The organism is Desulfatiglans sp. (genome assembly GCA_012513605.1).
Taxonomy (GTDB): domain Bacteria; phylum Desulfobacterota; class DSM-4660; order Desulfatiglandales; family HGW-15; genus JAAZBV01.
On record JAAZBV010000076.1, the window covers coordinates 1 to 14,618 of the forward strand.

Here is a 14,618-nt window from a genome sequence, read left to right on the forward strand (position 1 = left end):
ACCTGTGGGACTTGAATTGATCAAACTCTTCAAAGCTGCCCCTGTCAAGGAAAAGCTCTATCCTCTCCCTTGCGGTGAGCAGCCCCTTTTCCTTGTGTTTCTTGATTCGTTCGGGTCCACCGCCAAGGGCCGCCTGCTCACGCAGCCTGTATAACTCATCCAGTTTGTCTGCCATTTTTAGCCTGCTATTCCAACTTGAAACAGAACTCTGTTAATACCCCGTATGTTGATTTTGGATGCAGGAATGCAATCTGTTTTCCGCCTGCGCCATCAACAGGAACCTTGTTAATAAGTGAACAACCGCTATTTTCCGCCTTTTTTAACTGTGCGTCAATATCATCTGTCTTAAAGGCTATATGATGAACACCCTCTCCGTTTTTTATTATGAATTTCGCAACAGCGCTCTCTTCGGATGTCGGCTCCAGTAATTCAAGATGCACCTCGCCAACCGAGTAAAAGGCCGTTTTAACCTTCTGGGATTCAACAGTCTCAACACCTTCACACTTTAATCCAAGGGTGTTCTCAAAATATTCCCTTGCCTTTTCAATCGACTTTACTGCTATTCCTATATGATCAATCTTCTGTATCATCTCTAACCCCTGTACCGGTATTCGCCAAAAACCTCACGTAAAACATTACATATTTCTCCGAGAGTGGCGTATTCCCTTACAACTGCAAGGATGGGCTCCATCAGATTTGCACTGCCTGAGGCCGCATCTTTGAGCACAGAAAGGGCTTCATTGATCTTTTTATTCTCCCGTTTCGCCTTGAGCTGCCTCAAGCTCTTCACCTGGTTGTCTTCCACCTCCGGGTCTATCTTGAGTACCGGAGGCTTGATACTCTCCCCTGACTGAAACCGGTTAAGCCCGACAATGACCCTCTCTCTCTTTTCGATCTCCTTCTGGTACTCATAGGCAGATGTCTCTATTCGCCCCTGGATAAAACCCTTTTCAATAGCGGCGATTACCCCGCCATTCTTTTCAACCTCTTCCATAAGAAGGGAGACATCTCTCTCTATCTTATCGGTCATATCCTCTATAAAATAAGAGCCTGCAAGGGGGTCGATGGTGTCTGCTGCGCCTGATTCAAAGGCGATAACCTGCTGGGTCCTGAGTGCTGTTCTCACTGAATCCTCTGTAGGAAGCCCGAGCGCCTCATCCTTTGAATTGGTATGCAGGGACTGTGTGCCCCCTAATACAGCGGCAAGGGCCTGTATGGTCACCCTTGCTATATTATTGTCCACCTGCTGTGCGGTAAGGGTATTGCCTGCGGTCTGTGTATGAAACCTCATCATCTGGCTTGAAGGTTCCTTTGCATTAAACCTGTTCTTCATGATCTTTGCCCAGAGCCTTCTTGCTGCCCTGAACTTTGCCACCTCTTCAAGGATGTTTGATGAGGCATTAAAAAAGAATGCAAGTCTCTTTGCAAAGCTGTCCACTGTCAGCCCTGCATCTATTGCAGCCTGAACATAGGTGCATGCGTTTGCAAGAGTAAATGCAACCTCTTCAACCGCAGTGGAGCCAGCCTCCCTGATATGGTAGCCTGATATGGATATTGTATTAAATGATGGAAGATTTCTGCTGCAATACTGGAATATGTCAGTAATGATACGCAGGCTTGGTTTTGGCGGGAATATGTATGTCCCTCGTGCAACATACTCCTTCAGGATATCGTTCTGGATTGTCCCCTGGAGTTTATCAGATGACACACCCTGCTTCTCTCCCAGTGCAATATACATGGCCAGAAGAACAGCCGCAGGCGCGTTTATGGTCATGGAGGTAGAGATCTTGTCCAGCGGAATACCTTTAAAAAGCACCTCCATGTCATAGAGTGAATCTATTGCCACACCAACCTTGCCCACCTCGCCAGCGCTCATAGGGTCATCAGAGTCGTACCCTATCTGGGTTGGAAGATCAAAGGCAATTGAAAGCCCTGTTGTCCCCTGATCAAGCAGGTACCTGAACCTGTTGTTTGTTTCAGCAGCGTTTGAAAAACCTGCATACTGCCTCATTGTCCAGAGGCGGCCCCTGTACATGGTGGGCTGAACACCCCTGGTAAAGGGATATCTGCCAGGAAACCCGATGTCAGACAAATATTTGTCGTCCATATTTCCAGGAAACGATACCCTCGGTATCTCCTCATTACCGTGGTTGCTGAACTTTTCTTTCCTTTCAGGCGACCTGGCAAGGCTTTTTGCCAGCTCCTTTTCTTCCCATTCTGTAATCCTCTTGTCTTTACCCATTAAACCTTATCCTTAACCATGCCCTGATCAATAAATTTACTTTCAGGGCAGGAAATTATTCTGTCTGTTTTCTTCCGTAAAATTTATCACACGCCTCTTTAAAGGCCTCAATGATTTCGGCAAGGGGGGCGCCCGGTGTGAATATGGCATCTATCCCTGCCTCTTTCAGAGCCACAATGTCATCATCAGGTATGATGCCGCCACCCAGCACCATTATATCTCCTGCCCCCCTCTGTTTAAGCTCTGCCACAACAGCAGGAAACAGCCTGAGATGGGCACCAGAAAGGGAAGAGAGCCCGATTGCTGCAACATCCTCCTGTATGGCTGTGGAGGCTATCTCTTCAGGTGTCTGACGTATACCAGTATATATAACCTCAAACTCACTGTCCCTCAGTGCCCTTGCTATGATCTTTGCCCCGCGGTCATGGCCGTCCAGGCCGGGTTTGGCTATCAATACCCTGTTTTTAATCTTTTTAACGGTCATATTCTCCCCTGATCCGGGCATATTCCAACCCTGGACCCATTATTTCTTTTTACCGATTATACCGGCCCTGAATGCCTTTGTAAATCTACCGCAAAAGCGGTCTTTACCTAAAACCACGTCAGCAGCATAAAGTATCTCCCTGAGCTCCTGGTTTTCAGGGTCAATAATCGCACTGTCCATACCCGCTGCAATAGCGAGCACTGCAAATGCCTGGTTCACGATCGATCGCGCAGGCAGACCATAGGATATATTGCTTAAGCCCCCGGTTATATGTACATCAGGGTATTTCTTTAATATCTGGCGCATTGCATCAAAGGCCATGTTTCCGCTTTCAGTACTGGTTGATATGGTGCCCACAAGCGGATCAACATGCAGCTTATTGTCAGATAGCCCCCCCTTCCTTGTCATCTCAATGAGACTGTCAAGTATCTCAAGCCTTTTTTCAACGGTTGTGGGTATGCCGTCATCATCGCATGTAAGCACTATAAGCTCGGTCTGATGTTCACAGGCAAGCGGAAGAACCCCGTTTACCCTGATCTTTTCACCACTTAGCGAATTTAACATCGGATTCTTCTTTACAACAGTAAACCCGGCCTTAAGTGCCTCAGGGTTGGCAGAGTCAAGACACAGGGTGACATCAGTAACCTCCTGTATGGTAGTAATAAGCCATATCATGTCAGAAGGCTCCTTATCAGGCGATGTACCTGCGTTTACATCAAGAAAATCCACACCTGCCCTTACCTGTTTCAAGGCAAGTTCCTTTATAAAATCAGCATCTTTAGAGGCTATAGCCTCTTTTACACGCTTCCTGGTGCCGTTTATTTTTTCTCCGATAATAATCATATCTTAATCCTTTCGCAGTATTATTTTACAAGTGCTGGCATCCATTTTTGCCCTGGGACCAGTGTTTATGTATACATTTTTCCCGACCCCTGCTTATATACTAAAAAGGAGGATCGGGCAAAGATAATCTCAACCCGCTCCTCCTCAGTATATAAAGGCTCAAAAATACAATTCAAACAGATGCGTATAAAGAATTGAAGTCATGCAACCAGCAAGAAAAGGAGATCATGCATCTTTTTTTTGCTATACACTACAACAGGCCTAGCACAACCATCCCTTTGCCAGTGTTACTGCGGCCATGGCATCCTTGCCATATGCATCGGCGCCAGTGTATTTTTTTACCTCATCATCTATCTGCCCACCACCGATCATGATCTTCAGATTATCTCTGAGGCCTTCAGCCTTGATGGCATCAATAGTCTCTTTCATGGCATCAAAGGCAAGTGTAAGAAAGCCGCTCAGCCCTACAACCGTTGCGCCCGTCTCCTTTATCTTGCCTACAATAGTCTGGACTGGCACATCAATGCCCAGGTCATATACTTCAAAACCGCTTATATCGAGCATGAACACAACAAGGTCTTTTCCTATGTCATGGATATCGCCTGCAACCGTGGCAATAATAACCTTTCCGATCTTTTTTGCCTCAGCGCCTGAATCCTTGATATAGGGCTCAACCATCTGGGCAATACCCTTTAATATCTCACCGGAGTAAATCAGGTCAGGTATAAAATATTCCCCGTTTCCGAATCTATGTCCCACCACCTGCATACCCTCTCTGGCCTCTGCAAGTATCTGCATGGGGTCCATATTGTCACCCAGCATCTTTTTGACCGCATCCAGGGCCTCCTGTTCTTTCAGATCAGCTAATAAAGTTGATAACTCTGACATGTTTCCTCCCTCCTTGAGCTTGTTAATAAAATAATTAATCTATTCCGTATTTATAATTATTATAAATATTGCAGAATTAATATTGTTTTTAATTAATCTACATATGCGCAGCCTGAATGCATAGCCTGTCTTAGTATTCCATATAAGACTAACCGCGCTAGAATCCTAATAAATTGAAATAATGTCAAGGCAAAATTTGTCTATATTTCTACCTGTAAACGCCATATTCCTTGCAGAAATCAATAAGCGCCCTTACGTTCTGGGGTTTTGAGTAATCGATTGATGCCCCGCTTGTAAGTATAAAGCCTCCTCCCTTGCCGCAAAAATCTATAAGGTCTTTACAGTAGGCCCTTATGTCATCCGGTGTACCTGCCAGCATGAGTGATGTGGGTACATTCCCCATAATACAGCAGACATCCTTTAGAATATCCTTTGCCCTGTGCATGTCTGTCCGGTCAAAATACCATATGCACTTACCCTTTGGAAAATCTGATATTATCTCAAGACGGTGGTTATAGCTCCCCTCTGCAAATGGCACAGGTATAAGCCCTTCATCTATGATCCCGAGCATCAGTTTTTTCAGAGTGGGCCAGTAGAACTTTTCAAACTGCGACACAGACATATGGTTGTCATCACCCTTGTGCAGCGGAATAAGTACCATTGGGCTGTCAGACCTGTTACCAGAGTCTATTGCCATCTCAAGCATCATGGGCAGAAATTTTTCACAGGCCTCTGTAACAGTATCACCCCTTCGGTAAAGATCCATCATGATGCCCTTTGTACCCCTTAATGTATCGCTAAGGGCATCAAAGGGCGCTGTGCCTGAACCCTCCATAAGAATGGGAAAGCCCGCCTCCCTTGATCTTATGGCTGCCCTTTTTGTTATCTCCATTACCCTTACGCTCTCTTCACCCGCCTCAAGGAGTTTTTCAAGAAGGTCTCTCACCTCGGGTGTTGAAAAGGGCAAAAATGTCATTGGCCCTATACCATAAAGGTTGTGGGTGAGCACAGGCAGCTTTGCCAGAGGGGTCATTGAACCGAAGATTCGGGGCAGGTATTTGTGTATCAGGAAATCCGAAGGGTCATTCATGAGATGACCGTATTCATCAGAGGTCATGTATTCCCTTTCAACCACCTGGTATCCGCTCTCCTTTGGCACACCATGGCCCGGCCATTTAATAAGTTTATAGTCAAGGATCTCAAAAAGCCTGCCTGAAAAGGCCTCTGTATATGAGGCATTATCAGGCTGGAATTCCAGATTGAATTTCAGGTATGCCTCCATTGCCTCTTCCTGGTTATACATCTTGTCATATGGGGATAAACCATAGTAGCGAAGCGCATATTCGCCTATCATGGGTATAACAGGTATCCTTAAAGGAGTCTTTTTCAGTTCAATGGCATCACGTATTATGGTTACTCTTTCCTGATAAATACTTGCAGCATCCTCGTCCCTGAAGTTAATACCATCAAGGCATACCATGTGATCAAGTCTTTTAGCGAGCCTTTCATCCGGAGAAAGCGCCTTCCAGTTATCAGGTTTAATAAACATTTTTATTTTCCCTTCTCTCTTATATTACTCAATTCATATAGTTATACCAGGAACCTTGTCAAGGCTATTGTTCCCTGCGGCACCTGCCGCGATCTGCTGAGCCGGACTTGTTAGTATTGACAATATCCCGGTATTAATACTATTATTTTACCTGTTTCAGATGGCCGAACAAAAAACAGGAGAGAAAAAATGACAATTGAAAAGATGACGCTCGCAAGGCTCAAACAAAAAAAAATGAATGGTGAAAAGATAACCATGTTGACGGCCTATGATTATTCGGCTGCGACCCTGGTAGACCAGGCAGGCATAGATACCATACTGATTGGTGACTCCCTCGGAAATGTCATGCTCGGTTACAACTCGACCGTACCTGTGACAATGGATGAGATGCTTCACCACTGCAGGGCGGTAAGCAGGGCAGTAAAAAATGGTTTTGTTATAGGCGATATGCCCTTTATGTCTTACCAGGTGAGCATTGAAAAGGCCGTGGAGAATGCCGGCAGGTTCATGAAGGAGGGCAACTGTGACGCGGTAAAACTTGAGGGCGGAAGCGAGATGGCGCCTGCAGTAAATGCCATTGTAAAGGCCGGTATACCTGTTTGCGGGCATCTGGGTCTTACTCCACAGACCGCTACCATGCTGGGCGGTTACAAGGTTCAGGGTAAGGATGCAGCAAGCGCACGCAAGATAATACACTCAGCCAAAGACCTTGAAGAGGCAGGGGCGTTTATGATCGTCTTTGAGTGCATACCCGATTCACTGGCAGCGCGCATAACAGAGGAATTAAACATCCCGACCATTGGCATCGGGGCAGGCCCTGATTGTGACGGCCAGGTACTGGTATACCATGACATATTAGGTATGTATGAAAAATTCACACCCAAATTTGTAAAACAGTACCTGAACCTTGCACCCATGATAAAGGATGCCATAAAGCAGTATAAGACAGATGTGGAAAAAGGGGTATTTCCGGGGCCGGAACATGTATTCAGGATGGATCAGGGGGAGGCGGAAAAGCTCTAGGAGAGGCCAGATGGAAATCCTCATTGTTGGGCCTGGCGCCATGGGGAACCTTTTTGCAGCGCGCCTGTCTAATGCCGGATACCATGTTACCCTGCTGGATCACAACCCCGAAAGGGCTGACAGGATAAACCGGCAGGGTATTTTTATTGAGGGTGTATCCGGGGAGTACAGCGTAAATGTCCCGGTTATATCCGATCCAGCCGGTATAAGGCCTGATATAATCATCATCTTTGTCAAATCCGGAAAGACAAAAGAGGCAGCCCTCTCGGTCAGGGATATTACAGGTAAAAACACAATGATCACCACCCTCCAGAACGGCCTTGGAAACAGGGAGATGATAGAGGCGATCACAGGAAACAGGGTGATTGGCGGCATAACATCTGAAGGTGCAACATCCCTCGGGGCAGGAAGGGTCAGGCATGCGGGTGCAGGCATGACGGTTCTGGGTCCTGGAAGGGCTACAGATGAGAGGCTTGAAAACCTTGTAAGCGCACTGAACATGGCCGGTTTCAGGGCAGACTCTGCCAATAATATTGATGACCTGATCTGGGGAAAACTTATTATCAATGCAGGTATAAATGCCCTCACAGCAATAACAGGGCTAAAGAATGGTCAGCTTCCCATGTATGAAGGCACCCTTAATATAATGAAGGATGCTGTAGAAGAAGCGGTCAGGGTTTCAGAGGCATTAAATATTACCCTCCCCTATTCAGATCCCATGGAAAAGGTTCTTGAGGTATGCAGAAATACATCAGGCAATATTGCCTCCATGCTCCAGGATGTGCTTAATAAAAGGGCTACTGAAATAGACTTTATAAATGGCGCAATCCACAGGGAGGGCATAAAGGCAGGAATACCTGCGCCTGTGAACCTCTTCCTGACACGCCTCGTAAAAACAATCGAGGCAAGCTACAGTAACAGGACATTTTAACTTTATTTCGTTTAGTGGCATGCTGCTGTTAAAAACATGCCCTTTTTTATATGGTTCAGATAAATGGAACATGCAGTACCTATCCTCATCAAGGTAATTATCATATTTGCAGGCATCCTTATCCTTAACAGATTCGGTGTTCATCTTGCTGTTTCACTCATAGCAGGCGCAGTCTCTCTTGGTCTTTGGATGGGTTTAACACCTTTAAAACTCATTGCCTGTTTTTATAAAGGTGTTGTTGATCACCAGACCATAAGCCTTGCCGTTATTGTATGGCTCATAATGGTGATGAGCGATATCATGGGCAAAAGCGGGCACATGAATCGGCTCGTCATAAGCTTTACCCGTATTGCAAGGGATGCAAGGGCTGTGGGCACAGTCATGTCCGCACTGATAGGGCTTTTGCCCATGCCCGGGGGTGCGCTCTTTTCTGCCCCTATGGTAGATGAATCACTTTCAATAGTAAAGGCCACGCCTGAACACAAGACGGCACTCAATTACTGGTTCAGGCATATATGGGAATACTGGTGGCCCCTTTATCCCGGGGTGATCCTTGCCATTGCGCTCCTGAATGTTGATACGTGGCGATATATGATCTTTGCAGTGCCAATGACCTTGCTCTCTATCGGTGCAGGCTATTATTTTATTATTAAACCAATGGACAGAGCTTCATCAAACACGGAAGGCCGCATTACCATTCAGGGGGTAAAGGCATTTATTTTTGAGATGATGCCCATCTCTATCATTGTGCTTTCTATTATTTTGATAACAGGCCTTATAAGGCTGATTCATGTGATCAGTGAGGATATCCCTGTGCCTTCGCTTACCCCTGTTATTATAGGCCTTGTCAGCGCCATCATATGGGTCTGCCGCACAAACCGGATAGCCCCTTCAGGCCTTGTCAAGGCAACACTCGGGAGATCAAATCTTACCATGATTCTACTGATCGTCGCTATAATGCTGTTCAAGGGTGTGATGACAGATTCAGGCGCAGTTACAGGGATAAGAGATGAACTCATTACATACGGTATACCCCCTATCCTGCTTATTATCATCATGCCCTTTTTCTCCGGTATTATACTTGGGATAGCAGTGGGTTTTGTAGGCGCATCATTTCCGCTTATAATACCCCTGTTTCCTGCTGACGATACCTATATGTACCTCTCATATGCAGCGCTTGCATACACCTTCGGTTACATGGGCATGATGCTTTCACCTGTGCACCTTTGCTTTGCTGTTACAAGGGATTATTTCAAGGCAAATATCAGTGGCAGCTACAGCTATATTGTTAAATCCTCCATAGCTGTACTCATCCTGGCAGTTCTTTTTTTTATGATCTCTACCTTTTTGCATGGCCTTGCAGCCGGGTAAACTTGATACCTGAGTTTTGCAACATAACCGCGAACCACACGAACGACACGAACAAAAACTTAAATATTATTTTCTTTGTTTTTAACTTTCGCACAGTTCGCGCCTTTCGCGGTTAAAAATAATTTAAGAGATCACAGAACCGCGAACCACGCGAACGACACGAACAAAAACTTAAATAATATTTTTTTTGTTTTTAACTTTCGCGCTTTTCGCGTGTTTCGCGGTAAAAAAATTAAAGATCGTTCCAGATTATTCCTGTTTCTGAAACACTGATATTGACATTCAGAATGCCTTATGCAGAATTAGCAAATTATATTCCAGTATCTTTTAATTTGAGGATGACATGTCTTTACCAGGGTTGATCAGAATCATATACTCCATTCTTTTTATTACTTTTATATTCTCCGGCTGTTCTGTGAAAGAGGAGGCCCCTGTTGTTATAGAGCCGGAACCTCTATATGTTTACATTAAACCAAAGGTTGCGCTTGTCCTTGGAGGAGGCGCAGCGCGCGGGTTTGCCCATGTCGGTGTTTTACGCGCCCTTGAGCAGGAAAAGATCCCTATAGATATGATCATAGGCACCAGCGTGGGCAGCCTTATCGGGGCCATGTATGCCTCTAAACCTGATTCATTTGAACTGGAATGGAGCTCTTTTCTGCTGCAGAAGGAGGATATCTTTGATTTTTCGATTTTATCCTCATCAAGGGGTCCGGTTAAAGGCGATAAACTGGAAAATTTTGTTAACACAAAGATACCTGTCCGGAACATAGAGCAACTCAGGATACCTTTTTATGCGGTCGCGGCTGACCTTAATACAGGTGAACCGGTAATCTTCTCTTCAGGTCCTGTCAATAAGGCGGTCCGTGCCTCATGCTCCATACCGGGTGTGTTTATACCCCTTTCATACAATAACAGGCAACTGATAGATGGCGGTGTCCTGGGGAATATCGCCCCTGAAATCGCCTACCAGAACGGGGCTAACCTGGTTATTGTCGTTTCAATCGGAAAATCGATCCAGAACAGGGACACAGGGAACCTGGTATCCATTACACTTCAGGCCATGGCCATCATGAGCAACAAAATTGATTCATACAAAGCAAAAGAGGTTGATGTGCTTATTACACCCGAGGTTGGTGATGTAGGACCTATGGATTTTTCTCAGAAAAAACGATGCATGCAGGCAGGTATAGATGCAACCCGAAAGGCTATGCCTGATATAAAAAGAAGGCTTGAGGCCTTTAATACCCCGGTAAGAGTAGATGAACAATGATCATTGATAAAAGAGAGGAAACAATATGCTGACAAAGAGACAGAATTTCATGGAGACTATCAGGGGTGGTAATCCTGACAGGTTTGTAAAACAGTTTGAGCCTTTCGGGTTTATCTGGGCAAACCCTGTTTCTGCAGCTTACCCTTATCCCGTTCCTGGCGGTCCGCCTGTAAAGAATGGATGGGGTGTTACAATAAGATTCCAGGCAAACACCCCCGGCCCTTTTCCTGTCCATGATGCTGAACATAAGGTGGTAAAGGATATCACAAGATGGAAAGAGACTGTAAAGGCGCCCAGGCTTGATTATCCTCAGGAAGAATGGAATAAGTTTAAACCTGCCGCAGATGCAATAGACCGCAGTGAACTATTTGCAACCTGTCTCATTGCCCCTGGCCTGTTTGAACAGCTTCATTACCTGATGGGTATGGAAGACTGCATGATCAGCTTCTACCAGGAACCTGAAGCCATGAAGGAGCTCATAAACTACATAACAGAGTATGAACTTAATTATGCAAAACTGCTATGTGATAATTTTCATCCTGATGCGCTCCTGCACCATGACGACTGGGGCAGCCACCGTTCTTCATTCCTCTCACCCCAGATGTTAAACGAGTTTATTGTTCCGGCCTACAAAAAGATATACGGGTTCTACAAGAAAAACGGCGTAGAGGTTATTGTGCATCACAGCGACTCATATGCAGCCAACCTTGTCCCTGCCATGATCGATGTCAAGATAGATGTGTTTCAGGGGTGTGTCACAACAAATAATGTCCCGGAACTGGTCAAAAAATATGGAGGCCGGATTTCATTTATGGGTGATCTTGATAATGGCGCTATAGACCGGCCAGGCTGGACTCAGGATCTGGTCGCACGAGAGGTAAGAAGGGCATGTACAAACAATGGTAAACTTTACTATATACCTTGCCTCGCAGCAGGAGGCCCCGGCAGCACATTTCCTGGTGTATATGATGCAGTAAATGCCGAGATAGATAAGATGAGCAGGGAGATGTTTTAAGATTTGAACCGCGAACCATGCGAACGACACGAAAAAATACTGTTATTCAAAAAAATTGAACTTTCGTGTTTTTAGTGTATTTCGTGGTTAAAAACTTTTCGCGCCTTTCGCGTGTCCCGCCGAAGTTTGAATGTCTTTTACGAAGGCGGACGCCTTTCGCGGTTAAATTTTGAATCTATTGATCATTGCTTATTGATAATTGTTTAAGTTTGCGGGCTGTTAAAAGAGTAAATTCTCCAATTAAGATGGAATTTGGCTTGATTTACCAGAGGGTAAGAAATGGATGAGGATAGACAGGATATCACCATATATAACACAGCAGACGGCAAAGCTGCTGTATCCCTCTATGCCAGAGATGGCATGGTATGGATGAATCAGACTCAGCTCGCAAAACTTTTTGACACCTCTATCCCCAATATAAGCATGCACATATCTAACATATTGGAAGATAAGGAATTATCTGAAAATTCAGTTATTAAGAATTATTTAACAACTGCTGTTCACGGAAATGAAATACCGATAGTGTAATACCATTGAGATATAAGGAAGGAACAAATATGGAATATTCAATCTCAGTAGAATCAATTGCCAGCAAAATTATTTTTATTCGAGGTGAGAAGGTACTGCTTGATAGGGATTTGGCCGCAATGTATGGAGTAACAACAAAAGTGTTGAATCAGGCTGTCAGAAGAAACAGTAAACGTTTTCCAGCCGATTTTATGTTTGAGCTGACAAAAGAGGAAAATTTATCTTTAAGGTCACAAAATGTGACCTTAAAGAGAGGGCAACATTCCAAATATTTACCATTTGCCTTCACAGAACATGGTGTGGCAATGTTATCATCTGTTCTCAGCAGCGAACGGGCAATTGAAGTAAATATTGCTGTTGTGCGCGCTTTTGTTCATTTAAGAAAAATGGCAATTACCTATGAAGCTCTTGAAAGAAAACTAAGAGATATTGAAGACCGACAGGAAGGCCAGGAAGAAAAAATAGAGGTCATATTTGAAGCCATTCGACAGCTCATGGCTCCACCTGAGAAGAAGGGCAATAAAATCGGTTTTGAAGTGAATGAGGGCGGTATTAAATACAGTTAAGATTAGATCTTAAGTAATTAAAGGTCACCAATCAAGTGTATTTAGTGGTAAATAACCCTTTCGCGCTGTTCGCGCTTTTCGCGGTTAATAAATTATTGTTTTTAACATAAAACTCCTTTCGTGTATTTCGCGTGTCCCGCGGTTAAATTGAATTTAGAATCTTACCTTACAGCCTTCAGCCTACGGCCTGACAGTCTGTTTTTTACAATCTTGAACCTTGAATTTTGAATCTTGAATTTTACTGCTTTTCCCTTTCAGCTTTGCCCTTTGAGCTGCAATATCTTATTGCCCCTGCAATAGTTTTCTGCTACAAGAAATCATTCATAAAGCAAGGCAAATCCAGTTAATTATGGGTAGCATCAAAAATAATATCAGTAGATTAACCATGAAAAACCAGATTGAAATATACAAAAGCCCTGATAATCAGATAGAACTACAGGTTCAGTTTGATAAAGATACCGTATGGTTGAATCAGTATCAGTTGGCTGAATTATTTACTACAGACAGGACCTCGATTATTAAACATATTCAAAATATATACGAGACAGAAGAACTTGATGAAAAAGTAACTTGTGCAAAAATTGCACAAGTTCGACAGGAAGGCAAAAGAAAGGTCAACAGACAAGTCCTTCATTATAACCTGGATATTATTATTTCTGTTGGATACCGTGTGAATTCCAGGCGCGGTACCCAGTTCCGTCAGTGGGCAACAAAACGCCTCAAAGATTATCTCGTCCAGGGGTATGCAATCAACGAAAAACGCCTGGAACAGAAACAACAGGAGGTAAGGCACCTTAAAGATGGTATCCGCATTATCAGTAGAGCTATTGAGGATAAGGCAGGGGATACCGATTTTGAGTGGTTGAAACTTTATGCTGACGGGTTAAGGCTGCTTGATGATTTTGATCACGAAACTTTAGACAGAAAAGGAAAGACTGACACATCTGTTATCTATCCGACCTATGAAGAATACATCGCAATGATAAATCAGATGCGGGCTGATTTTGATTCCACTGTTTTTGGTCGTGAGCGCGGGGGTGGTTTTAAAAGCGCCATTGAACAGATTCGTCAGGGTTTCGGCAGGAAAGAGCTGTACCCGACGTTTGAAGAAAAAGCAGCGACCCTGCTTTACCTGATCGTGAAGAATCATGCCTTTGTTGACGGCAATAAACGTATCGCAGCAGCATGTTTTCTTATGTTTCTAAACAGGAATAATCGACTCTACCCTGAGAAAGAAGGTCTGCCCATCAGTAATGAGGCACTGGCCAGCCTGACATTGTTTGTGGCTGTCAGCAAATCAAACGAGATGGAGACTGTTAAGCAATTAATAATTTCCATATTGAACAGGAGCAAACAGTAGATTTAAAAACTTATAAAATATTAAAACTTTCGTGCTTTTCGTGTATTTCGTGGTAGATAAATTTTTCGCGCCTTTCTCGGTTTTATATTATTAGGGGTTGTCCTTGGACGGAAAAACCAGATCAAACATAAAACCCGGTATTAAAGTAAAGGTTGTGCAGAAGCAGGACCAGCGGTCCGGCAAATTAACTGAAGGGATAGTTAAGGACCTCCTGACCAACTCTGCGATGCATCCTCATGGCATCAAGGTGCGACTGGAAAGTGGGATAGTAGGCAGGGTAAAAGAGATAATTCAGTGAACCGCGAACCACACGAACGACACGAAAAAAATATTTTAAAAAGTAATAAAACCTTTCGTGTTTTTAGTGTATTTAGTGGTAAAAAATCTTTTGCGCTGTTCGCCTGTCCCGCCATCTTGTCGAGGCGTAGCTCTATAGCGAAGACTGAAGTATGAATGTCTTTTACGACGGCGGATGTATTTCGTGGTAAATAATTCTTTTCGCGCTGTTCGCCTGTTTCGCGGTAAAATTAAAACTTTAATCAAGGAGG

At 44.3% G+C, this 14,618-nt stretch carries 16 protein-coding genes; 9 read left to right on the forward strand and 7 right to left on the reverse strand.

The features are described 5' to 3' along the window. The 7 genes from GX654_09525 to GX654_09555 form a co-directional block, all read right to left on the reverse strand. On the reverse strand, nucleotides 1-175 hold a 175-nt coding region (locus GX654_09525; protein NLD37095.1), incomplete at its 3' end, for a methylmalonyl-CoA carboxyltransferase. Between the two features lie 10 nt (nucleotides 176-185). Beyond that, complete coding sequence (gene mce / locus GX654_09530; protein NLD37096.1) at nucleotides 186-590, reverse strand: methylmalonyl-CoA epimerase; 405 nt, start codon at nucleotides 588-590, stop codon at nucleotides 186-188. A gap of 2 nt (nucleotides 591-592) precedes the next feature. Beyond that, the gene (locus tag GX654_09535; protein ID NLD37097.1) at nucleotides 593-2,242 is read right to left on the reverse strand and encodes a methylmalonyl-CoA mutase family protein; all 1,650 of its coding nucleotides are present in this window, start codon (nucleotides 2,240-2,242) and stop codon (nucleotides 593-595) included. A 55-nt stretch (nucleotides 2,243-2,297) separates the two neighbouring features. Continuing rightward, nucleotides 2,298-2,726 carry a cobalamin B12-binding domain-containing protein gene (locus GX654_09540; protein ID NLD37098.1) on the reverse strand — a complete coding sequence of 143 codons (429 nt, stop codon included), beginning with the start codon at nucleotides 2,724-2,726 and terminating at the stop codon, nucleotides 2,298-2,300. 39 nt (nucleotides 2,727-2,765) lie between these two features. Beyond that, nucleotides 2,766-3,569 carry a methyltetrahydrofolate cobalamin methyltransferase gene (locus GX654_09545; protein NLD37099.1) on the reverse strand — a complete coding sequence of 268 codons (804 nt, stop codon included), beginning with the start codon at nucleotides 3,567-3,569 and terminating at the stop codon, nucleotides 2,766-2,768. A 261-nt stretch (nucleotides 3,570-3,830) separates the two neighbouring features. Beyond that, complete coding sequence (locus GX654_09550; protein NLD37100.1) at nucleotides 3,831-4,457, reverse strand: methionine synthase; 627 nt, start codon at nucleotides 4,455-4,457, stop codon at nucleotides 3,831-3,833. Nucleotides 4,458-4,665: 208 nt separating this feature from the next. Further along, nucleotides 4,666-6,006 carry a hypothetical protein gene (locus GX654_09555; protein NLD37101.1) on the reverse strand — a complete coding sequence of 447 codons (1,341 nt, stop codon included), beginning with the start codon at nucleotides 6,004-6,006 and terminating at the stop codon, nucleotides 4,666-4,668. Between the two features lie 189 nt (nucleotides 6,007-6,195). Here GX654_09555 and panB point away from each other — a divergent pair, with 189 nt between their 5' ends. The 9 genes from panB (at nucleotide 6,196) to GX654_09600 (ending at nucleotide 14,368) form a co-directional block, all read left to right on the forward strand. Further along, a complete protein-coding gene (panB, locus tag GX654_09560) occupies nucleotides 6,196-7,029 on the forward strand; it encodes a 3-methyl-2-oxobutanoate hydroxymethyltransferase (GenBank protein ID NLD37102.1) in 834 nt (277 codons plus the stop codon). A gap of 10 nt (nucleotides 7,030-7,039) precedes the next feature. Continuing rightward, entirely contained in the window at nucleotides 7,040-7,960 is a 921-nt protein-coding gene (locus GX654_09565) for a 2-dehydropantoate 2-reductase (protein ID NLD37103.1), read from the forward strand. 63 nt (nucleotides 7,961-8,023) lie between these two features. After that, nucleotides 8,024-9,331 carry a DUF401 family protein gene (locus GX654_09570; protein NLD37104.1) on the forward strand — a complete coding sequence of 436 codons (1,308 nt, stop codon included), beginning with the start codon at nucleotides 8,024-8,026 and terminating at the stop codon, nucleotides 9,329-9,331. 343 nt (nucleotides 9,332-9,674) lie between these two features. Continuing rightward, nucleotides 9,675-10,601 carry a patatin-like phospholipase family protein gene (locus GX654_09575; GenBank protein NLD37105.1) on the forward strand — a complete coding sequence of 309 codons (927 nt, stop codon included), beginning with the start codon at nucleotides 9,675-9,677 and terminating at the stop codon, nucleotides 10,599-10,601. Nucleotides 10,602-10,626: 25 nt separating this feature from the next. Then, nucleotides 10,627-11,616, forward strand: coding sequence for a uroporphyrinogen decarboxylase (locus GX654_09580; protein ID NLD37106.1), 990 nt, complete (start codon nucleotides 10,627-10,629; stop codon nucleotides 11,614-11,616). 279 nt (nucleotides 11,617-11,895) lie between these two features. Then, entirely contained in the window at nucleotides 11,896-12,144 is a 249-nt protein-coding gene (locus tag GX654_09585) for a DNA-binding protein (GenBank protein NLD37107.1), read from the forward strand. Between the two features lie 29 nt (nucleotides 12,145-12,173). Beyond that, nucleotides 12,174-12,710, forward strand: coding sequence for an ORF6N domain-containing protein (locus GX654_09590; protein NLD37108.1), 537 nt, complete (start codon nucleotides 12,174-12,176; stop codon nucleotides 12,708-12,710). Nucleotides 12,711-13,095: 385 nt separating this feature from the next. Further along, complete coding sequence (locus GX654_09595; protein NLD37109.1) at nucleotides 13,096-14,070, forward strand: type II toxin-antitoxin system death-on-curing family toxin; 975 nt, start codon at nucleotides 13,096-13,098, stop codon at nucleotides 14,068-14,070. Nucleotides 14,071-14,173: 103 nt separating this feature from the next. After that, nucleotides 14,174-14,368, forward strand: coding sequence for a YwbE family protein (locus GX654_09600; protein ID NLD37110.1), 195 nt, complete (start codon nucleotides 14,174-14,176; stop codon nucleotides 14,366-14,368). Nucleotides 14,369-14,618: the final 250 nt, after the last annotated feature.